18 protein-coding genes and 1 pseudogene are annotated in these 20,686 nt (G+C 69.0%); 8 read left to right on the top strand and 11 right to left on the bottom strand.

Annotated elements, in window-relative coordinates:
- The first annotated feature begins 150 nt into the window (after positions 1–150).
- Positions 151–885, top strand: coding sequence for a TetR/AcrR family transcriptional regulator (locus IE311_RS29670; protein WP_229902244.1), 735 nt, complete (start codon positions 151–153; stop codon positions 883–885).
- On the opposite strand, the pseudogene IE311_RS36915 reads toward IE311_RS29670, so the two are convergent.
- A pseudogene (locus IE311_RS36915) lies at positions 872–1,115 on the bottom strand (ABATE domain-containing protein); the annotation flags it as partial. The gene IE311_RS29670 and the pseudogene IE311_RS36915 sit on opposite strands and share 14 nt — an antisense overlap.
- Positions 1,116–1,404: 289 nt before the next feature.
- On the opposite strand from IE311_RS36915, the gene IE311_RS29675 reads away from it, so the two are divergent.
- From IE311_RS29675 to IE311_RS29685, 3 genes are all read left to right on the top strand, one after another.
- Entirely contained in the window at positions 1,405–1,986 is a 582-nt protein-coding gene (locus IE311_RS29675) for a fasciclin domain-containing protein (protein ID WP_189834923.1), read from the top strand.
- 100 nt (positions 1,987–2,086) lie between these two features.
- Complete coding sequence (locus tag IE311_RS29680) at positions 2,087–2,449, top strand: DUF6479 family protein (protein WP_229902245.1); 363 nt, start codon at positions 2,087–2,089, stop codon at positions 2,447–2,449.
- Between the two features lie 240 nt (positions 2,450–2,689).
- Positions 2,690–3,787: a MerR family transcriptional regulator gene (locus tag IE311_RS29685; protein ID WP_189834976.1), complete on the top strand. Its 1,098-nt coding sequence runs from the start codon at positions 2,690–2,692 to the stop codon at positions 3,785–3,787.
- A gap of 462 nt (positions 3,788–4,249) precedes the next feature.
- Here the strand turns inward: IE311_RS29685 and IE311_RS36920 are convergent, their stop codons facing one another.
- From IE311_RS36920 to IE311_RS29715, 6 genes are all read right to left on the bottom strand, one after another.
- Positions 4,250–4,699 (bottom strand): MurR/RpiR family transcriptional regulator, encoded by a 450-nt coding sequence (locus IE311_RS36920; RefSeq protein WP_308439835.1) that lies wholly within the window; start codon positions 4,697–4,699, stop codon positions 4,250–4,252.
- Positions 4,700–4,715: 16 nt separating this feature from the next.
- The gene (locus IE311_RS37135) at positions 4,716–6,005 is read right to left on the bottom strand and encodes a cyanophycinase (RefSeq protein WP_189834925.1); all 1,290 of its coding nucleotides are present in this window, start codon (positions 6,003–6,005) and stop codon (positions 4,716–4,718) included.
- A 145-nt stretch (positions 6,006–6,150) separates the two neighbouring features.
- Positions 6,151–7,365: a M20 family metallopeptidase gene (locus IE311_RS29700; protein WP_189834926.1), complete on the bottom strand. Its 1,215-nt coding sequence runs from the start codon at positions 7,363–7,365 to the stop codon at positions 6,151–6,153.
- Positions 7,362–8,126 (bottom strand): amino acid ABC transporter ATP-binding protein, encoded by a 765-nt coding sequence (locus IE311_RS29705; RefSeq protein WP_308439836.1) that lies wholly within the window; start codon positions 8,124–8,126, stop codon positions 7,362–7,364. Before IE311_RS29705 ends, IE311_RS29700 begins: the two co-directional genes overlap by 4 nt.
- Positions 8,123–9,085: an amino acid ABC transporter permease gene (locus IE311_RS29710; protein WP_189834927.1), complete on the bottom strand. Its 963-nt coding sequence runs from the start codon at positions 9,083–9,085 to the stop codon at positions 8,123–8,125. Before IE311_RS29710 ends, IE311_RS29705 begins: the two co-directional genes overlap by 4 nt.
- A 2-nt stretch (positions 9,086–9,087) precedes the next feature.
- Positions 9,088–9,915: an ABC transporter substrate-binding protein gene (locus tag IE311_RS29715; protein WP_229902247.1), complete on the bottom strand. Its 828-nt coding sequence runs from the start codon at positions 9,913–9,915 to the stop codon at positions 9,088–9,090.
- A gap of 459 nt (positions 9,916–10,374) precedes the next feature.
- On the opposite strand from IE311_RS29715, the gene IE311_RS29720 reads away from it, so the two are divergent.
- A complete protein-coding gene (locus IE311_RS29720; protein ID WP_229902248.1) occupies positions 10,375–11,805 on the top strand; it encodes a pre-peptidase C-terminal domain-containing protein in 1,431 nt (476 codons plus the stop codon).
- An 89-nt stretch (positions 11,806–11,894) separates the two neighbouring features.
- On the opposite strand, the gene IE311_RS29725 is transcribed toward IE311_RS29720, so the two are convergent.
- The gene (locus IE311_RS29725) at positions 11,895–13,292 is read right to left on the bottom strand and encodes an aspartate ammonia-lyase (protein WP_189834979.1); all 1,398 of its coding nucleotides are present in this window, start codon (positions 13,290–13,292) and stop codon (positions 11,895–11,897) included.
- Positions 13,293–13,595: 303 nt separating this feature from the next.
- Between IE311_RS29725 and IE311_RS29730 the strand changes: the two genes are divergently transcribed.
- Complete coding sequence (locus IE311_RS29730; RefSeq protein ID WP_189834929.1) at positions 13,596–14,474, top strand: MurR/RpiR family transcriptional regulator; 879 nt, start codon at positions 13,596–13,598, stop codon at positions 14,472–14,474.
- A gap of 76 nt (positions 14,475–14,550) precedes the next feature.
- Here IE311_RS29730 and IE311_RS29735 read toward each other — a convergent pair whose 3' ends face one another.
- Positions 14,551–15,114: a DUF4383 domain-containing protein gene (locus tag IE311_RS29735; protein ID WP_189834930.1), complete on the bottom strand. Its 564-nt coding sequence runs from the start codon at positions 15,112–15,114 to the stop codon at positions 14,551–14,553.
- A 416-nt stretch (positions 15,115–15,530) separates the two neighbouring features.
- Between IE311_RS29735 and IE311_RS29740 the strand changes: the two genes are divergently transcribed.
- Positions 15,531–15,776 (top strand): hypothetical protein, encoded by a 246-nt coding sequence (locus IE311_RS29740; protein WP_189834980.1) that lies wholly within the window; start codon positions 15,531–15,533, stop codon positions 15,774–15,776.
- Positions 15,777–16,006: 230 nt separating this feature from the next.
- Here IE311_RS29740 and IE311_RS29745 read toward each other — a convergent pair whose 3' ends face one another.
- Positions 16,007–17,803 carry a glycosyltransferase family 4 protein gene (locus tag IE311_RS29745; protein WP_189834931.1) on the bottom strand — a complete coding sequence of 599 codons (1,797 nt, stop codon included), beginning with the start codon at positions 17,801–17,803 and terminating at the stop codon, positions 16,007–16,009.
- Positions 17,804–18,420: 617 nt separating this feature from the next.
- Between IE311_RS29745 and IE311_RS29750 the strand changes: the two genes are divergently transcribed.
- On the top strand, positions 18,421–19,764 hold the full coding sequence (locus IE311_RS29750) for a glycosyltransferase (protein WP_189834932.1): 1,344 nt from the start codon (positions 18,421–18,423) through the stop codon (positions 19,762–19,764).
- Positions 19,765–19,973: 209 nt separating this feature from the next.
- Here the strand turns inward: IE311_RS29750 and IE311_RS29755 are convergent, their stop codons facing one another.
- Entirely contained in the window at positions 19,974–20,642 is a 669-nt protein-coding gene (locus IE311_RS29755; protein WP_373314005.1) for a class F sortase, read from the bottom strand.
- Between the last annotated feature and the right edge of the window lie 44 nt (positions 20,643–20,686).

The raw sequence follows: 20,686 nt of genomic DNA on the forward strand, positions 1-20,686 counted from the left end.
AGGGCAGGCGGGCCGCTGGCCCTCGGGGCGACCGCACACAGCCGGCCGTCACACTCCCCATCGCATTGACTAGATTTTCAGTCTAGACTAACGGTCTAAACTCTTGGAACCTAGACTTGGGGCCTGGATTTCGGAACCGAAAGCGAGCTCATGCCGACGTCAGAGACCGGGCCCTCGGTGCCCGACCGCACCCCGCCCGACGGCGCGACCGGGTCGGCTGGTGCCGGGACCGGAACCACCTCGCGGCCCGCGGCCCGGGTCCCGATCGACAGGAAACGTCAGCCCAGCGGGGACGAGGCACGGGAGCGGGCCATGCGGGCCGCCATCAGCGTCATCGCCGAGAAGGGCACCGCGGCCCTGCGGATGTCGGACATCGCCGCACGGGCCGGCATGAGCACCGGGCACATCCTCTACCACTTCGGCAAGAAGGACCGGCTCCTGCTCGAAGTCCTCGCATGGAGCCAGGCCGACCTCTGGACCCGGTTCCAGCAGGCTGCCGACCAGGCCGTATCTCCTGCCGAGAAGCTGGACCTCTTCGTCCGCTTCTACCTGCCCAGCCACCAGGGCGACGAACGCTACGCGCTGTGGACGCAGGTACTTGCCCAGCGCCACGACGAAGCGGGCCGGCGCATCCTCACCGAGCTGCTGGACGGCTGGGACGAACGCCTGGAAGCCATCCTTCGTGAGGGCCGGGAGCTGGGACACTTCGCCGACGTAGAGCTCCCCGAGTTCACCATCCGGGCCGTGGCCATGCTGAGCGGGCTCTCGGAAGACGTGATGTTCGGACGGTCCCGCTGGCAGCACACCTCCCCACACGCCTTCGCCCTGTCCGCCCTCGAACGCGAACTGCGCCCCACAGGTCGGGGCCGGGGCCGCACTTCGTGAGGTGGAAGGCGAGCCCCATGGCACAGAGGGCCGCGTAGCCGGTGGTGGCGTTCGAGGAGTGGTCGGCAAGGGTGCGTGTGCCAGTCCGGCCGACCCTCCTCGTCGAGGTGGTCGTGGCCGGAGACCTGCGGGCTGACCGGGAACTCCAGGAGCGGGGCGTTGAGCAGGTCCACCGCGGCCGTGTGGTCGCCCGCTGCGGCGGCGGTGAAGAGGGTCCGCAGCCGGGGCCGGTCTTTGGATACGTTCCCGGAGGAGTACTCCTCCTGCTCTCGCGTCACGGACGCGCAGTGCGGGTGAGGTGCTGCGTGACCCAGGAACGACGTGGCGCTCGGCCCGCCCAGGGCTGAGCAGTCCTGAACCAGCCCGATCGGCGGCCCTTCAGGACTCGATCCGGAGCCCGTTTCGAAAACACTCGGCTCCGCACACATCCGCCCACCCCCGCCGCACCGAATACCTGGATGAGGACCACCGATCCACGGCCGCCGCTCGACTGTGGTCGGCCGGTGGAAGGAGCACTCCATGAACCCCACGCACACCCGACGTCGCGTCGCGGCCGCACTTGCCGCGGCGGCCCTCTCCGTCTCCATGGGAGTCGCTCTGGCGCCGCAGGCGTCAGCCGATGAAGGCGGCACTCCGTTCGGCCCCGGCTGTGCATCGGTACCCAAGGAGGGTCCGGGTTCGGTCGAAGGCATGGCTGACGACCCCGTCGCGACAGCCGCGTCGAACAACCCGGCTCTGTCCACCCTGGTCGCCGCCGTGAAGAAGGCGGGTCTGGTGGACACACTGAACAACGCGAAGGACATCACGGTGTTCGCCCCGACGAACGACGCCTTCGCCAAGATCCCGAAGAGCGATCTCGACAAAGTCCTCGCCGACAAGGACATGCTCACCAAGATCCTTACCTATCACGTGGTCGATCAGCCGGTGACAAAGGCGGACCTGGCGGACGGCTCGTTCAAGACGCTGGAAGGCGGCACGCTGACCACGTCCGGCTCCGGGGACTCGTACAAGGTCAATGACACCGCCACCATCGTCTGCGGTGAAGTGCACACCTCCAACGCGACCGTGCACGTCATCGACACGGTTCTCATGCCCAAGTGAGGAATGAGGCAGGCATCGGACCCGGCTTCTGCCGGGCCCGAGCCACGCGCCCTGGAAGTCGAGCGAACGGATCGTAGCCATGCACACACAGTTTCCAGAGATGTCCGTGCTCTCGGCGGGGGTCTGGCAGTCCGGGCTGGCTCAGGTCGTCGGTGGCTTGCTCGTGGTCGCCATCCTGATCGGCGCCTTCGTGTTCGGGGTCCGGGTGATGAAGAAGGAGCTTCCCCCGCCCGAGCCCGACTCCCAGCCGCACCGGCCCGAGACCGACCAGCTGCCCGGGGAGGTCTCCGAGTACCGCAAGCCCTCCGAGATCCCCCAGACGGACGGGGAGCACCGGCTCATGCCGTACAACCTGAAGAGCTCCGGTGATGCGGACACCGATCCGCAGAGCGAGGAGAAGCGCAAATGGCGTGGCATCTCGAGCGGCGGTTTCGGCAGTGGAGGCACCGGTCACGGCGACTGACCTTCGCGTTCCCCGTCGGGGAAGCGCAGAAGCCGCACAGCCCCGTCTCCCCCGCCGGCTCAGACGGAGGCCCGTGCGACGAAATCCGCTCGGTCGCGCACCGTCCCGTGAACCCTCCGGCCGCCCAGGAGCTCGCGAGAAGGCGGGCGGCCGCTCGCGCGAACTCGGTGGCCGGGTAACGGCCTTGACCCTCACGTGACGTCAGGCTGCATAGTCGATGCCGTGGAGCATCACTGGACCGTGGGACGCGTGGCCGAGCTGGCCGGGGTGAGCGTCCGCACCCTGCATCACTATGACGAGATCGGCCTCGTGCGTCCCTTGGGACGGACCGCGGCCGGGTACCGGACCTACTCGGCGGACGACGTGGAGCGGCTGCGGGAGGTGCTGGCCTACCGGCGGCTGGGCTTCGGACTACGGGAGGTGGCGAAGCTGGTCGACGACTCGTCCACCGACGCGGTCGCGCACCTGCACCGACTCCGCGGCCTGCTGCTGGAGCGGCGCCGTCGCGTCGACGCCATGGTGGCGGCCATCGACAGGGAGATCGAGGCACGGGCGAACGGATTGATGGTGACACCGGAGGAGCAACTGGAGATGCTCGGTGTCCGGCTGTACGACGCGATCGGCGGCGCATACCCCGCGACGCGGCGTACCGAGCCGCGCATCGCCGCTCAGATCTGGAACGCGCTCGGCGATGCGCAGACCGTCCTGAACGTCGGGGCCGGCACCGGCTCCTACGAGCCTGGCGATCGTGACGTGACCGCGGTGGAGCCATCGGCCGTCATGCGGGGGCAGCGGCCTGCCGGCTCGGCTCGGTGCGTGGCCGCCGCCGCGGAGAGCCTGCCGTTCGAGGACCACTCCTTCGATGTCGCGATGGCCGTCTCCACTGTTCACCACTGGGGTGACCCGATAGCGGGGCTGCGCGAGATGCGGCGCGTGGCCCGCCGCGTGGTGGTGCTGACGTTCGACACCGACGAGCCCGGACGGCAGGACCGATTCTGGCTTACCCGCGATTACCTGCCCGAGTTCGCCGCCGTCCTCTCGGAATTTCCCTCACTTGCGGGGATGGCCGAAGCGATCGGCGCCCGCGCTGAGCCGGTGCCCGTCCCCTGGGACTGCGCTGACGGGCTGTTCGAGGCGTACTGGCGCCGCCCCGGGGCGTATCTGGAGGATCACGTGCGTCGTGCGATGTCAGTGTGGACGAGGGTCGGGCCGGACGCCGAGCAGCGGGCGGTACGAAGCCTCGGTGACGACCTCCGTACCGGCCGGTGGGCCGAACGCAACAGCGACCTCGCCGGCCTCGACACAGCGGATCTCGGCCTCCGCTTGCTCATCGCTTGAGCGGGCACCACCGCGCGACACGATGGGGGGAGTACACGATTCTCTCTCTGGGGCGGCGGTCACTGCGACTGGACTTCCGCGCAGTCCGGTTGATGACGGCCGATCCCCGCTCCTGTTCGAAGCATCAGCTGATCACAAGAACGCGAACCGTGCTGCAGGAAAGCTGCTCCGCAGCAACGATTCTCCCTCCGCGGTCCCTGCTCAGCCGAAGCACTGTAGCGCGGCCTGGGTGGCTTCCTTGAGCCCTGGTCTGGTCTTGGAGACGCCGATCCGCATGGGTGACGCGCTGTACTCCCCCACCGCAGCGCGGCCGGTGACGGTGGAGAAGGTGGATCCATTGTCGGCCTTGGCGGCGACGTATCCGGCGGTGACCTCGTCGAGGCTTGGCCGAGGTCGAAGTCGATGCCCATGACCTGCTTGCGGCCCTCGCTCTCGTACATTTCGAGGGGCGGGTAGGGCACGTCAGTGGCCACGCGGACGGTTCCGGCGGAGCGGATGCCCACGGGCAGCATGACGTGGAGCATGGGTTCGGGCTCGATGGTGAGTCCGGGGATCGCGGTGACGGGTCCGGCCTCGGCCGGAGGGACGGCGCCCGAGGTTCCGCCTTCGCCACCCCCGGAGCACGCGCTGAGTGTCAGCGCGGCCAGGACGAGTGCGAACGGCATGCGGCAGGCGGACATTCAGGCTCTCCCGGTGGGCGGTCGGAAAGTCAGGGAAGTCAGGGAACCCGGCGAAGCCGAGGCAGGCGACGAATCGGAGGACTGTGGGGGCGCTGACGCCTGCGCGATCGGCGATCGCGGCGACGGTCTCTAAGCCGACCGAAGGACAGGCGGCCAGGAGTACGCGGGCCACCCTGCGTTCGACCGGGCTGGGAGTGAAGGTGCTCCGTGAGGACGGTCGTCCCGCCCTCACGGAGCACCGGCGACGGCTAGTTCGGAGCGATGCCGACCCGCAGTCCGAGCAGGGTCTGCGGGCTGCCCGCGGTGTCGGACCATGCGGTGAATCCGAGGGGCTTGGTCAGGGTGACGGTGAAGCCGGGCCCGGTCTCGTACGTCGTCGCCGTGGCGCGGGTCCGGAGGCGGGCCGCGAGTTCACGGGCCGTGGTCCGGAACGCGTAGGGCCTGCCGTCGGGGTTGGCGGCCGAGTGGAAGACGTCCCTGTTGACCGGCACGGGGGTTGTGTCGCGCGGGGTCAGCCGCTTCTTGTCGTGTGCGGGGAAGGCGGACCAGCTGCGGGCGAGGTAGCGGTCCCCGTCGGTGAGGTAGGAGTAGCGGGCGTTGTGGAGGGACCAGCCGGCCGTGGTGGTGCCGGCGTGTGCCTGGCGCAGGTCCAGGATCGCGACGCCGTTCGGACCGAGGACGGAGATGCGCTCGTCGGTGGTGCCGGGGTCGTCGACGACGAGGGCGGTGTTCTCCTCGAGGGCGTACACGCGGTTGTGGTGGGTGTCGGCGGCGAGGCGCAGGGCGCGCCCTTCACGACCGTAGGCACCGGTGTGGGTGTCGATGAGCCCGGAGCGCAGGAAGCCGAAGCCGCCCCGGGGTATGTACCCGAGGCGGGTCGCATCGTCGAAGTAGCCCACGCTGCTGCCGTCCCGGAGGCCTTCGTAGGACTCCCCGCCGCTGACCATGTCGGGTCCGGAGGCGATTTGGGCGCCGGCGGAGGATCCGGCGACGACGGCGCCCCGGGCGAGCTTGGCGCGGATGGCGGCGAGGACCCTGGAGTCGGTGTGCCTGTCCCCGTTGAGCAGTGTGGTGACGTAACGGTACTGGTCTCCGCCGCCGAAGAAGAAGCCGGTCATCTGGTTGACCTGGGCGACGACGCGGTCGGAGTCGGCGTTCGCGATGTGGTCGAGGTCGATGGGGACCCACTGGGCGTCGGCGGCGCCGTGCTGCTTGAAGAGGTTCGCGTAGTAGGCACCGTTGCAGGCGGAGTTGCTGCACCGTTCCGGGTCGCCGGCGTCCGGGTCCTGACTCTCGGGCACGGAGGCGGCGGTGATGACGCCGATACGGGCCTTCGCGCCACCGGCGCGCTTGATGATCTCGCCGTAGACCTGACTGTTGCCGTCTTTGAGGCCGCCTCCCACGAGCACCAGCGAGCCCGGGTGGTGCGGGGCGGTGGGGGTTGCCTGCGCCGCGGGGGCTGCGGAGACGAGACCGAGGACGAGTGCGGTGCTACCGGCGAGGACGACGCGGCGTGCGGGTCCGGAATGTGCGCGCATGATGCCTCCGTGAGTGGTGTGGATGGTAGGACCAGGGCCCCGCGGCGTCGGCTGCGAGGCCCTGGTCGTGCCCCGGCAGGTCGACGGGAGAAACTGCCGGGGGGCGGCGGGGCGGACGGCTGTGCCGTGCCGGGCCGCCGCACGGTCAGGAGTCGTTGCCGACACTGCCGAGCGAGGCGATCAGACAGGCCAGCATCGCGACGCGGTGCGGGACGCTGGAGGTGTCGAGCCATTCGCCGGGCGTGTGGTCGGACCCTCCCACAGGGCCGAGGCCGTCGAGCGTGGGCACTCCCGCACCGGCGATGAGGTTGGCGTCGCCGACTCCGCCGGTGGCCGCTGCTCCCAGCCGCACGCCGTATTCGGAGGCGGCATTTCGAGCCGTTTCGAAGACGCGCCGTGAGGAGGGAGTGTCCTCCATCGGCGGGCACAGGTCGATCTGCTCGACGATGACTGCGGTGCCCGGGACGGCGGGATGGGCCGCGGCACGGTGGATGGCCTCGGTCACACGCTTCATGTCTGCGCTGGTGGCGGCGCGTACCTCGATGTGCAGTTCGGCTTCGGCGCACACGATGTTGGGGCGGGTTCCCGCGCGGACGACTCCGACGTTGACGGTGACGTCGTCCCAGTGTCCGTTGAGCCCTTGCAGTTCCACCGTGAGATGAGCGGCCGCGAGGGCCGCGTTGGCCCCGCGCTCCGGCTCGATGCCGGCGTGCGCGGCGCGGCCGGAGACCGTCAGCCGGAAGTCCGCGACGCCCTTGCGCGCGACGACGAGGTCGCCGTTCTCTCGGGCACACTCGAGGCCGAGGCCGTAGTGCATGCCCTGCGCGGTCTGCTCGATGATCGGCCTGCTGACCAGGGAGCCGATCTCCTCGTCCGGGGTGGCGAGGAACACCAGCTCGCCGAAGTCCTCGACGGAGGCCTCGTGGAGGATCTCCAAGGCGGTGAGGCCGGCCAGAAGTCCGCCCTTGTCGTCGCTGACTCCGGGCCCGTAGGCCATGTCCCCGTTCATGTGGAACGGCCGGTCGGCCGCGGTGCCGTCCTCGAAGACGGTGTCCATGTGTGCCGCGAGGAGGATCCTGCGGCCGCTCGCGGCGGGGTCGAGGCGGCCATGCTTGCGTCCGATAACGACGTCACCGGCTTGGTAGCGGTGGTCGGCCGGGAGGCGGACGCGCTCGACGTCGAACCCGATGCGCAGGAGGCGTTCCTGCACCCAGTCGGCGACCTTGTTGACGCCGTCCGGGCTGTAGGAGCCGGAGTCGATCGAGACGAGTTCGCGAAGGTCCGTCAGGTATTGGGTGTGGCGAGCGCGGGCCAGGGTCAGCAGCTCCGCGCTGAGCTGCTGTCGGGGGGGCGCGTTCACAGGACCTTGGACAGGAAGGCGCGGGTCCGCTCCTGCTCCGGTTCGGCGAGCACCTGGCGCGGGTCGCCCGCTTCGACGACGACTCCCTGGTCCATGAAGACGGCGGTGTCGCCGACTTCGCGGGCGAATCCGATCTCGTGGGTGACGACGACCATGGTCATGCCGTCGGCGGCGAGGTCGCGCATGACGTCCAGGACGTCGCCGACGAGTTCGGGGTCGAGGGCGGACGTGGGCTCGTCGAACAGCATGAGCTTGGGCTTCATCGCCAGGGCTCGTGCGATGGCTACGCGCTGCTGCTGGCCTCCGGACAACTGGGCGGGGTAGTGCCCCGCACGGTCACCGAGGCCCACCTGCTCCAACAGTTGTTGAGCCTGTTCACGGGCTACCGCCTTGGGTACTCTGCCCACCTTGACCGGGGCCTCGATGACGTTCTCGAGCGCCGTCATGTGGGGGAAGAGGTTGAACCGCTGGAAGACCATGCCGATGTCGCGTCGGCGCTCGGCCACCTCCCGCTCGCGCAGTTCGTGGAGCTTGATGCCGTGCTGCCGGTAGCCGACGAGCTCGCCGTCGACGGTGAGCCTGCCGCCGTCGACCTTCTCCAGGTGGTTGATGCACCGCAGGAAGGTGGACTTCCCGGAGCCCGAGGGGCCGAGCAGGCAGCACACCTGGCCGCGTTCGACCGTGAGGTCGATCCCTTGGAGGACCTCAAGCTTCCCGAAGTGCTTGCGCACGCCTTCGGCGCGCACCATGGGGGCGTTCATCGGCCCGTCTCCTTGTTCTTCTTGCCGATCAGTCCAGCGGCTCCTCCCAGCATCCGCCGCAGTGGGGAGATGTGGCCGGCCTGGGCGGTGCCGCGTCCGTACCGGCGTTCCAGCCATGCCTGGGGGATGCTGAGGAGGGTGACGAGCGCGAGGTACCAGAGGCTGGCGACGACCAGCATGGGAATGACCTGATAGTTCTGCGCGTAGACGTCCTGAATGTTCGACATGAGGTCGTGGGCGGAGATGACCGAGACGAGGGCGGTCATCTTGAGCATGTTGATGGTCTCGTTGCCCATCGGAGGGATGATGACGCGCATGGCCTGGGGCAGGACGATCCGTCGCATGGTGAGCGTGGGCCGCATGCCCAGGGAGTGAGCGGCTTCTGCCTGACCGGTGTCGACGGACTGGATGCCCGCGCGGACAATCTCGGAGGCGTAGGCGGCTTCGTTCAGGCCGAGCGCGAGCAGGGCCGCGATGGCGGGGGTGAGAAGTGCGTTCGTCTCCGCCTGGAAGAACGTGATGTCGGTGAAGGGGACACCGACCTTCACGTACTTGTAGAGGGCGGCGGCGTAGCCCCAGAAGATGATCTGGACGAGGAGCGGGGTGCCGCGGAAGACCCAGACGAAGGCGGTGGCGAGTCCGTAGAGGACGGGGCTCGTGGACAGCCGCATGACCGCGACGAGGGTGCCCATGCCGAGACCGAGGGCCATCGCGGCGGCGGTGAGCCAAAGGGTTGTGGCGAGGCCTTCGAAGATCAGGTCGGCGAAGAGGTACTTGGCGACGACGTCCCAGTGCAGGTTGTCGTTCTTCGCCAGGGAGCCGATCAGTCCGACCAGTGCCAGGATCGAGGCCACTGCGGCGATCCAGCGTCCGTAGTTGCGGACCGGGACGACTTCGAGGTCCTGTGCAGCCTGCTCGGGCGGCAAGGTGGTCTTGAGTGGGTTCGTGGTGTCGATCATCTTTAGTCGACCGCCGCGTTCTTGGTGGCTTCCTTGACCGCGATCGAGGCGACACCGTACTTGCTGTAGATCTTGGTGACGGTTCCGTCGTCGATAAGGGCCTGGAGGGCCTTCTGAATCGCGTCGGTGAGGGCGGGCTGCTGCTTGCTGACGGCGATGCCGTTGGGCGAGGCGTTGTAACCGCCGGGTGCCGCCGGGTCCTCCACGAGATCGAAGGCCTTGCCCGCGTCGGCCGTCTTGGCGACCCAGCCGGCGGCCGGCTTCGTCAGGACCTGGGCCACGACCTTGCCGGAACGCAGGGCGAGCTGGGCGTCCGAGTCCTTGGGGAAGGTCTGGACCTCGATGGCACCCTTGCCGGCCTTCGAGCACGTCGCCTGGTGGCCCTTGAGGAGGTCGAGCTGGTTGGTCGCGGCTTGGACCGCGACCTTCTTGCCGCACAGGTCGTCCAGGTCGGCGATGTCGGCGGGGTTGGCGTTGCCGACGAGGATGCCGGATCCCGACTGGGAGTAGTCGACGAAGTCGACGACCTGCTGGCGCTCCTTGTTGTCGGTGATGGCCGACATGGCGGCGTCGAACTTTCCGGCCTGGATCGCGGGGACGATGCCGTCGAACTTCTGCGGCGTGAAGACGAATGTCACGCCGAGCTTTCCGCCGAGGGCCTGGCCCAGGTCGTAGTCGAGACCGGTCAGTTCACTCTCGCCCTCCTTCACGAACATCTCGAAGGGTGGGTAGGGCACGTCCGTAGCGACGCGGACCTTCCCCGCCTTCTTGATGCTGTCCGGCAGCATCGCGTGAAGGGCCGGGTCCTTCTTGATCTGGACTCCGTTCACGGTGACCGTTCCGCCCGCCGCGGGGGCGGGTTCGGCGTCTCCGCACGCGGAGAGCGTCGCAAGGGCCGTGGTCGTGACAGCGGCAGCCGCAAGGCAGCGGGTAACACGAGCGTTCATCGGGGACGGGCCTCTCAGGGATTTCGGCCGACGGATCCAAGCCGCCGGTCACAGCACGGAAGTTACAGAAGAAACAGAAGATTGACTAGATGTATCGCACGTTACGCAGATGTAACACCGACGGGTTGGTCCCACCACACGGCTTCCTCTGCAGTTCAGAGGCTCACGCGTGGCCCTCGTCCACCACTGCGGAGAGAAAGCAGGGCGTACATCTTCCACCCGAGACGAACTATCTGTAAGTTCCGCTACCAACTTGGAGGCCAGGCGTGCACGTGCCGAGACGTCGCTTCGGTAGTCGCCGCCCTCCGCACCGAAACCACCCTTCTGCCCATGGAGCGCATCATGGCGTCACCCGCCATCCGCAGATCCACCCCGGCGCTGGCCGTCACCCTGTTGACCCTGACGATGTCCCTCACCGCCCAGCAGTCCGCCCACGCGGCCGCCGACCGCGTCCGGCTCGGTTCGGCCGCGGACGTCAGTCGCACCGCCTGGAACGGCCCCGCCTTCACGATGAACGGCGCCGGCGCCGTCGTACCCGCCTCCATGAACAGAGCCATCGAGGAGATCCGCGGCGGAACCGGGAGCATCGACGTCGTCGTCCTCGCCGGATCGGCACCCACCTCGGGCAGCAAGACACCCGAATGCGACACCGTCATGAGCCTGACGGGCGTCAACTCCTGTACGACATGGACGCTCACCGCAGCCGCCGACGGCAACAACAGCCAGGTGAACACCGATGTACGCAACGCCGAGTTCGTGTACTTCGCCGGCGGCGACCAGTGCCGGTACGCCGCCTGGAAGGGGACCGCACTCGAAGACTCCGTGGAGTCCGTGGTGGCCAAGGGCGGTGGATCGGGCGGGGGCAGCGCGGGCCATCACATCAACAGCCCACTCGTGTACGACGCCTGCAACGGCAGCGTCACCACCAGCGAGGCGCTGGCCAATCCCTACGACCGATACATCACCTTCACCACCGGTATGTTCCAGTGGGCCAACTACGGCGGGGTGATCAACGACTCCCACTTCGTGACACGGGACCGCATGGGCCGCAGCATGGCGTTCGTCGCCCGCGCGGTGAAGGACGGCCTCACCACGGGGGGCGCGGCCTGGGCCGTCGGAGTCGAGGAAGGCGGAGGCTCGCTGTTCATCGACCGCAACGGCATGGCGACCGAGTACGGCAAGGACGCCTATGTCGTCCTCGCCGACCACCAGCCCGAGCAGGCCGCGGACCGGAAGCCGCTGACGTACTCGAACTTCAAGATCTGGCGCCTCGCGCCGGGATCGACGTTCGACTTCAAGAGCCGGCCGACATGTGGCTACTACCTGCGCAGCGTCACCAACGGCGTGCCGGACACCAACCTCTACAACGGCACCCCGGTGACCACCTGCGGATCCCCCTCCGGCGGTGGCCTGACGGAGTCCGAACCGAACGACACCCGCGACACCGCGAACGACGCCACCGGCCTCACTTCCCCCGCCACCGTCAGCGGCACCATGAAGTCGACCAGCGACCGCGACTACTTCAAGGTGACACTCGCCTCGGGGCAGAACGCGTCCGTGCAGTGCGCCGTCCCCGGCGCCTACGACGCCGACCTCTACTGGCTCGACTCCTCCGGCAGCACCCTCGAGCGCTCCGTCAACAACGGCGCCGGCACCGACGAGTCCCTCACCTTCACCAGGACCGCCTCCGGGGCGGGCACGTACTACGTGGACATCGAGGCCTACAGCGGCTCCGGCTCCTCCCCCTACACCTGCACCCTGACCAAGAACTGACCTTCCGAAGCCCGTCCCGCGCGACGGACAAAGCAATCCATGATGTCCGGCTCCGGAGGCCGAGGCGCTCCGGAGCCGGACACCGCTGATCAGAGCTCCGGACGCACCAAGCGCTCATGATCAAGGAGCACGTCGATCTGCTCGTCGGTCAGCAGTGCCGACTCGCGGGCCAGCTCCCTCACCGAGCGGCCTGTGAGGAGGGACCGACGTGCCAGATCGGTCGCCCGCCGGTACCCGAGCACCGGGTTCAGGGCCGTGGCGAGTCCGGCCGAGCGCTCGACGAGATCCCGCACACGCTCCTCGTCCGCCTCGATCCCCAGCACGCAGCGCTCCGCGAGGACACGGCAGGCGGCATCGAGCCTGTTCAGCGAGTTCAGCAGCAGGTGGGCGATCAGCGGCTCGAACGCGTTCAGCTGGAGCTGGCCGGCCTGGGCCGCCATGGACACTGCAGCGTCGGCACCAAAGACGTCGAAGCAGACCTGATTGACGGCTTCCGGCACCACCGGGTTGACCTTGCCGGGCATGATGCTCGACCCCGCCTGGAGGGCGGGGAGCCGTATCTCGCCCAGCCCCGCCGTCGGACCCGAACTCAGCAGCCGCAGATCGTTGCATATCTTGGAGAGCCGCAGCGCGAACTGGCGCACGGCAGCGGACAGCCGAAGGAACGCGCCCACAGCCTGAGTGCTCTCGATGAGGTCGCGCGCCTGATGGACCGGCGCACCTGTCACCGCGGCCAGGTGCGCGATGGCGGCTCGACCGAACCCGGGATCGGCATTGAGGCCGGTGCCGATCGCCGTACCCCCCAGGTTCACCTCGCACAGCCCGTCCGCCGCCTGCCGGACGTGGGCGGCGTCGTCACGAACGGTGAGGGCGAAGGCGTCGAACTCGCGCCCCAGGCTCATCGGCACAGCGTCTTGCAGTTGCGTCCTGCCGAGCTTGTAGGTCTTCGCGAACGCTCCTCCCCGGTCCGTGAAGGCGTTGGCGAGGACGGCCATCCCGTCCAGCAGATGGCCGGCGGCGTCCCGCAACGCGATCTTGACCGCCGTGGGGTAGACGTCGTTCGTGCTCTGCCCGCGGTTGACGTCGTCATGGGGATGCAGGAAGACATAGTGGCCGCGCGGGTGACCGAGGAGTTCGAGGGCCCGGTTCGCGATCACCTCGTTGGCGTTCATGTTCGAGGACGTGCCCGCGCCGCCCTGGAGGACGTCGACGACGAATTGGTCGTGCAGGGCTCCACCCCGGATCTCCTGGCAGGCCTTGATGATGGCCGTGGCCCGTTCCTCGGACAGCGTGCCGAGCTCGGCGTGGGCACGGGCAGCCGCCTCCTTGACACTCGCCAGTGCCGTCACGAGCTCGGGGTGGGCGGAAAGCACGACACCGGTGAGGGGGAAGTTGTCCCGGGCCCGCAGGGTGTGGATGCCGTAGTAGACGTCTCGGGGCACGTCCAGGGTGCCGATCAGGTCGCTCTCTTCGCGTCGCACGTTCATCGGCGCGCACCTCCGTACGGTTTCCGCATCACGAACAGCCGCTCTCCGCGACCGTTGCATGAGTATCACTCATTACATTTAGAACCCACAAGGGTGAACTGGAATGTCCGTTACACAGGCCGCAGAGGTCTGGCAACAGGGCTGGGCGAAGCGCGTCAGACGCCGTCGCCTGAGAAGCCCCGCCCAGGCCTCTGCATCGAGCACGTAACAGGCAGTACATTGGCGATGAACTGAGCCGGGTTTGATCGCGGCTGGTGGCAGCGGCAGGTCGCCGTGATCGGACCACACCTGGGAGGAAACCCGATGAGCCCCACGCTGGCCGACGAGATCCGCAAGCGACTGGGAGACCTGAGCCCGGCCGAACGCAAGGTCGCGCGGGTCCTCCTGGCCGGATATCCGGCCGCGGTCTTCGAGACGGTCGCCACGATCGCCGAGCGGGCATCGGTCTCCGCCCCCACGGTCCTGCGCTGCGCTTCCCGGCTCGGCTTCAAGGGCTTCCCCGATCTGCAGGCAGCTCTGCGCGCCGAACTCGACGCCCGCACGGCCTCCCCCATCACTCTGTACGAGCACTCCGGGTCACCGGAGCACGGCGCGCGGGAGCGAACCGGGCGGACGTCCGACCCCCGGCTCGGGGCAGCGCTGTCTCTCGTGCAGCAGGCTGTGTCGCAGACGTTCGAGGAAGTGGCTCCGCACGAGTTCGACGACGCGGTGCAGCTGCTGAGCGATCCCCGCCGTCGCGTGCACGTCGCCGGCGGCAGATTCACCCACCTGCTTGCCCAGTACCTGGGTCTGCACCTCACACAATTCCGTGACCAGGTGCATTTCCTGCCCGACAGGGACGTGGAACGGACCTCCTTCCTCACGCAGCTCGCACGGCGTGACGTCACCGTGGTGTTCGACTACCGGCGCTACGAGCCCGACAAGACCGTCATCGCCGAACTGGCCCGCGAACGAGGCGGGAAGGTCATCGTCTTCACCGACCCGTGGCTCTCGCCGGCCGCTGCCCACGCGGACGTCGTCCTCACCACCCAGGTGACGTCGGGGTCTCCGTACGACAGCCTCACGCCCGCGCTGGCCCTCATCGAGTCCTTGGTCGCCTGTGTCCTGGAAAGGATCGGCAGCGAGGGACACGAGAGGATGAAGCTGTCCGAGACCGTGGCACGGCGAACCGGTCTGATCTGACCCTTCGGGCTGTCACTCGCCGTCCCTCGCAGAACGTCGGACCGTGCTCCGGCGACGCATGTCGCCGTCGGCCGGGTCAGGGCCGTTCTTCTTCGGCGGATTCCGGGAGGGCGGGCGCTCCGGCGCTCAGTCCGGCCGAGGCCTCCCGGCGTCGCCTGGCGAGCGACTCCTGCGCGGCCTCTCGAGGATGGCGTTGTCTCCAGTAGGGGTTGTCGTGGGACAACTTGCTGGAGACGCGCCCGTACATGCCGAAGGTGAGAACCAGCAATCCCATCACGAAGCTGAACACGACGTTGGTCATGCCGAAGTCGAGGACGTTCGCGGACCGGTCGAGGATGAACAGGTGGACGAATCCGCTGAGCAGGAAGAGCGATCCGACCGCCATGTTCAGGGTGGACGCGAAGTTTCCGCCTTTGACGGCGCCCGCGAGGAGAAGCAGACCCACGACGACCGAGAGGACGCTCAGCGTGGCATTCGTGGTCAACCCGGCGATGCTGCGGCCCGACGTGCTGAAGGGATCGAGCGCGTCCGCGAATCCGAGACATCCGAAGGTCAGGAGAACCAGCCCACAGATGGCAGCACCCGTGCGATAGACCCGCGCGAGATGGTGGTCGATGGGCAACTCGTCCTTCCGCCTCATGGGGGCACCTCCGCAGCCTTACGAGCAGGTGGGTCGGAACGGTTGTCCGGCTCCGCGGGGCCCGGTGGATCCGGCCCCCTCTGCTACGGGACGACGAGGCCACGCGTGAGCGCCGACGCCGTCGTCGTATGCAGATTCGGGCTTCGGGCCGGCGACGGATGCACGCGCCCGTGAACGACTCGCGCCCGCTCGTCCCCGCTCCTCCTCGCCCGTCGGGCGGTCGGTGCATCCAGGGGCACGGAGAACCCGAACTATGGAGGAGGAGATGAGCGTCAGCGGCAAGTGCGCCGTGCGCTCGGCACCTGGCTACTGGCTACTGGCTACTGGCTACTGGCTACTGGCTACTGGCTTCATCTCACAGCGCGCGGGCCCTTCGGCCACCAGGGCGCTGCCGGTTCGACGGAAGCGAGAGAATGATGATTGTCAAGAAGCTGCACGAAGCGGGAGTGAGCAGTGAGCACGCCTACCTCGCGGCCTTCGGCTCGATCGGTCTGTCGCTGGCTTCGTGGCTCACCTCGCGACGGAACGAGGACCTGGAGAGGGCGGACCGGTGGGGCATCTTCGTGGGTGAGTGGGCGCCCACGTTCTTCGCCTTGGGACTGGCGCTGGCGAACTACGAACAGGAAGAAGAAGCACCGGTGGACCTCATCGGTGTCGGCTGACGCTCCGCGCACCCTCGCCTCGCACGCCCCTGGCAGACCTACCTGCCGGGGACGTGCTTCACGTGCAGAGAGATCGCCGTGGACGGTGCGACGACGGGTGTTGATGGGGTTCGGTCGGCAGCCCCTCCTGCTCGCCTGTTCAGGCGTTCGCTCTTGATACCCGGCCCGCGTCGGGCGGGCACGCATGAGACAGACGTACGTCAGACCCGCAGGAGCCAGGCAGGCACGCGTCAGCCAGGCACGCGTCCGCCCCGCTCCGAGGGCGTACCGCGTCGCGCGATTCCTCCCCGCGACGCGACGTCAGCTCGGCCCCGCGATGCGACGTCGGCGTAGTGGCCCGCGAGAGCCTGTGCCATGGCAGCTGCCGAGTACCTGGCGCGAACGAGATGCTGTGCCCGCCGCCCCATGGCCTCGGCGGCCTCATCGTCCAGGTCCACAAGGCGCCGGAGGCCTTGGCCCAGCGCGTACGACGTCGAGGTGTCCAGGAGCAGACCGTTGACCCCGTCCTCCAGATAGTGCGGTACGCCGCCACGCTCGGGCCCGGCCACGACCATCCCCGCCTCCATGGCCTCCAGGACCGCGAGACCGAACTCCTCCTTCGCGCTCGGACAGACATAGCGTGCCGTGAACCGGTATGCGGGGTCGGCCAGCGTGCGTTCGAGCAACCGCACGTCGGCGTTGGAGAGCGCGGGAAGGAGGAGCAGGCGTTCCCGGGCTTCCGGGTTGCCGAGAGTTGCCGCCAGGATCCGTTCTCGTATCAGGGACTCCTGGTGGTCCGGCGCGTGTGTGCCCCCTCCGACGAGCACCAGGACCGACTCTCGGTGGCATCCCGACTCGATCCACGCGCGGACCAGGAGGTCCTGCTGCTTCACCGGGTGCAGACGGCCGACGCTCAACAACACCGTGAGTCCGGACTCCTCGTCCGCTCCGGCCAGACCTCGGATCTCGTCGACGAGGAACGCGCGTCGCTTCGCCGCGTCGGGCGGCGGCTCGTAGGGCGCCACGCCTTCCGGTGGGGCGCTCAGCTGCCTTGCCCCGTACCGATGGGCGAGCTGCGGGAAGTGGTGCAGCAGTTCCGCCGTACCACCGCGCCCGGCGATTCCCACCACGCGATCGGCTCGGTCGACCAGACGGTCCGCGAGGAACACACGGTGCAGGTCGAGGCGGACCTGGTCGGGATCGGCGTCCGGGTGATCTAGTCGCTCGCTCATCTGGCGGTGGGGGTCGGGCGTCGCGGTGAAGACCACCCTTGCGCCGACGCGCCGGGCAGCCTCGGCCAGGGCGAGCGAACCGTCGTCGGCGTAGCGCGCGTGCAGGACGTCCAGCGGCCGTCCGAGCGCGGCCAACAGCGTGGTGGCCCACCAGGCCAAGGCCTCACGGTGCTCGCCGATGTCATGTGGTCCGGCCGGGCGATCCGCGTCCACGGGAAGCCGCAGGATCCAGTGACCGGGGCTCCGTCGGCGGAACAGCACACGGTCGTCCTCGAGTTCGGGGCGAGAGGCGGTGACCACCGTGACGACGCCCGCGATGCCGTCGGTCGAGGCGAGCGCGTCCCCGACGGAGGCGAGAAGGACGCTGAGGCCTCCGCTCAAGCCCTCCCCCGGCCGGTCGAACCGCCCCATCAGCATGGACTGGGCGACGAGCAGCCCCGGAGGGGGCGAATGCCGCCAGGCTCTGGTGTGCTGCTCGTGGTGCAGGGTCTCCAGCAGGAGCCGCTCGTAGACGTCGGCGGGCTCCACCGTCCGGAGCCAGGCATTCCCTCGACGCCCGTACCGGGCGAGCAGCAGCCATGCCGCGTGCCGTACACGGCGGCTGCCCCCGCGCGCCCGAGGGAGGACGCTCTCCAACGGGACGGGACGCAGGTCGGTGGCGGCCGCGAGGTGGAGCAGCATCGCTGTCGCGTCGGGGTCGTGAGCGGTACGGAAGCCGGCGCGCAGCGCTCTCGTCGCCCGCGATCGTCCGTGGAGTCGCACCGCCTCGGGCCAGGCCTCGAAGACCGCTCCGCGTGCTCCGTCACCCCCTGCCATGAGCCGTACACACTCTTCCGGTCCGGGCGGCCGCCCCATCCTTACCCGGGTCCGCATGCGGGCCACCGCGACGTCCCATGCGGTAGCCGGGGAGCGCTGACCGTGGTGGTGGTCCCGGCTGCCTGCTCCGTACTCTTCCTGGACCAGCTGAGAAAGAAGGCTGCGGGTGGAGGGGAGCGGGGCTGCCGGGTCCGACGACACCTGCGCACTCCCGGACCGGGTCCAGAAGGCGCGCCTGGCCGCCGTGAACGCGTCACGCCTGCCATCCGTGGCGGAGAAGCCGTCGCGACCCGGCGCCGCCAGGTCCGGCAGAGAGTTTTCCATGTGGACTCCTGGTGGGATACATCCGACCAGCTAGCTTTCGTCTCCTCCTCCCGGCACGGATGCACCCCGTGCGCGGGGGATCCGTCCCGGGCCGCGTGCGGTGGATCTGTCCGAGCGGGCGTGAAGGGTGCGCCGACGGCCGCTCACGTGGGGTGCGCACCGCCATGGCGGTGGCCTTCGGCCGCGGAACCCCATGGGTGTCGAGAGCGCATCCGTTTCCGCGTTCCGAGGCGAAGCACGGGGGGAAGTGTCCGGCCGCAGGAGGGCCGAGTGCTCTCGCCGAAGGAGGTCGGATGCCGCGCGTCGTGGTGGTCAGTCCACCTTTCCAGTCGCATGCCCAGCCCCTGTCGGTACTGGCAGGCGCTCTCGCCCGAGCGGGCTCCGACGTCACCTTCGCGTGCTCACCTCCCTTCGCCCGGCTGGCCGAGGAGGCCCGCACGGCCTTCGCCCCCCTGACCGTGTCACGCAACGCGAACACCGGTGTGGCCCGGAGCACGCGACAGGGCGTACGGGAGTCGGAACGGCTGGAGGAGTTCCTCGGCTCCACACGGGAGGGTGCGATCGCCGCACTGCTCACGCAGTCCCGTCACCGTGGTGAGGACATGCTCGCCGGCCCGGAGAAGGTCCTTGCCGAGGTTCGCGCCCTCCAGGAGCGGCTGGCTCCCGACTGGTTCGTGGTCGACCAGCTGAGCTACTCGGTGACCCTTGCCCTGCACTGCCTCGGGCTCCCTTTCGCCACCTTCTGTCCAGGGCATCCGACGTACCTGCCACACGGCCCGGAGGCCTTGTTCGGTGTCCCCTACGCCTGGCCCCGGGCTGTCCGTCCCTCGGTCCGGGAGCTCGCCGAGCTGAGGCAGGCCGCCCTGAAGAACGACCTCGCCTTCACCGAGCGGTTCGCCGCGGTCGCCCGCGGGCACGCGCCACAGGCTCCGGCGCCCGGCCGGGCCTTCGCTCTGACCTCCAGGCACGCTGTCGTCTTCAACTACCCGTGGTTCTCCTGGTTGCCGAAGCACCAGTCGTCCCATGTGCGCTTCTTGCACGGGGGCCACTGCGTGTCGCCGGAGGAGACGGGGCCCGGGGAAGAGTGGGAAGGCGTACTCAGTCGGCTCAGGTCACGTTCAGGGCGGCTGGTGCTGATCGCACTCGGCACCTTCCTGTCCGCGCGCGACGACGTGCTGGCGCTGCTGATCCGGGGCATCCTCGCCCGCTGTCCGGACGTGGCGGTCGTCGTCGCCGCAGGTGAAGGGGCGTCGAGGCTGGCGGAGTTCGCCGGGCCCAAGGTTCACGTCGCACGGGTCGTTCCTCAGCGATGGCTGCTGAGGCGGGTCGACGCCATGGTGCACCACGGAGGCAACAACTCGTTCACCGAGTGTGTGGCATCCGGGACTCCGGCGCTGATCCTGCCCTTCTCCAGCGACCAGTTCTCCATCGCCCACGACGCCGAGCGCGCGCGGTTGGCCACGTGTCTGAACCCGGCGACGCTCACCGAGGACACCGCGGGTGCCGCCGTACGCGATCTCCTCGCACACGCCCCCGCGGGTCTGGGGCGCTGGTCGGAGGCGCTCCGTCGCCGTGGGCCGCACTGGACAGCCGACCACCTGCTCGACGCCATGGAGTCATCGGCCCGGAGCCGGTGAGGCCGATCAGCGCGCGGCGGAAGGGCGTGGTGCGCCCGGGCTCACCCACGGCTCCGCATGCGGCCGGTTCATACCTGCCGACCTGTGGGGGACGTTCATGCAGGGCCACGGAACCTGATCCGGGAGCGAAATACGGGCTTTATCCGACCCTCGCCACTATCTGGCGTCTTCGAGCAGGTCACCGGAGACCCTTGCACTCGAGAGCGGGATCAGCCGGTGGCCCGCAGGTGGGCGAAGACGACGAGGTTTTCGGTGTAGTCCTTCGCCGTGCGGTCGTAGGAGCCTGCACACGTGATGAGCCTGACGAGTGCGGCGGGCGTGTCGTCGTAGACCCGCCGGTCGGGGAAGTCGTCCTTGTGGAAGCTTTCCACGGAGTCGATCAGGAAGACGGCGGTGGTGCCGTCGGCACGCTGGATCTCGAAAGTGTCACCCGCGTCGAGTTCGCTGAGACGGGCGAAGACAGCCGGTGCGGTGGCGGTGTCGAGGTGTCCGGCGACGAGCGCGGTCCCCCGCTCACCGGGCGAAACGCCGGCCGCGTGCCAGCCGACCAGGTTCGTGTCATCGGCCGGCGGCGGGTCCAGCGCTCCCGAAGAGCCGATCTGCAGTCCGGTGAACGGTGCGTCCACTCCGATCCCGGGGATTCTCAAGCGGGTGGGCGCAGACCGGGGCATGGCGGGCCCGGCGGCCGCGACAGCGCTCGGCGTAGACCGCGGGGACGCGTCCGGCACCGCGGACGCTGCGGGGGCGGCCGCCGGAGCGTTCCCGGCGGCGGAGGCGGTCGTGGGCCCGGGAGATGAGGCCGAGTCGGGGGTGAACATCCCAGGGCCGAAGGAGAAGAGGAGCACCGTGAGTGCCAGCGTCCAGAACACCGCGGGGATGACCCACCGTGCTGTACGGCGGGGTGGCTGCACTCCGGCGGAGT

The sequence above is a fragment of the Streptomyces zaomyceticus genome (assembly GCF_014656215.1).
In the GTDB taxonomy this organism is placed as follows: domain Bacteria; phylum Actinomycetota; class Actinomycetes; order Streptomycetales; family Streptomycetaceae; genus Streptomyces; species Streptomyces zaomyceticus.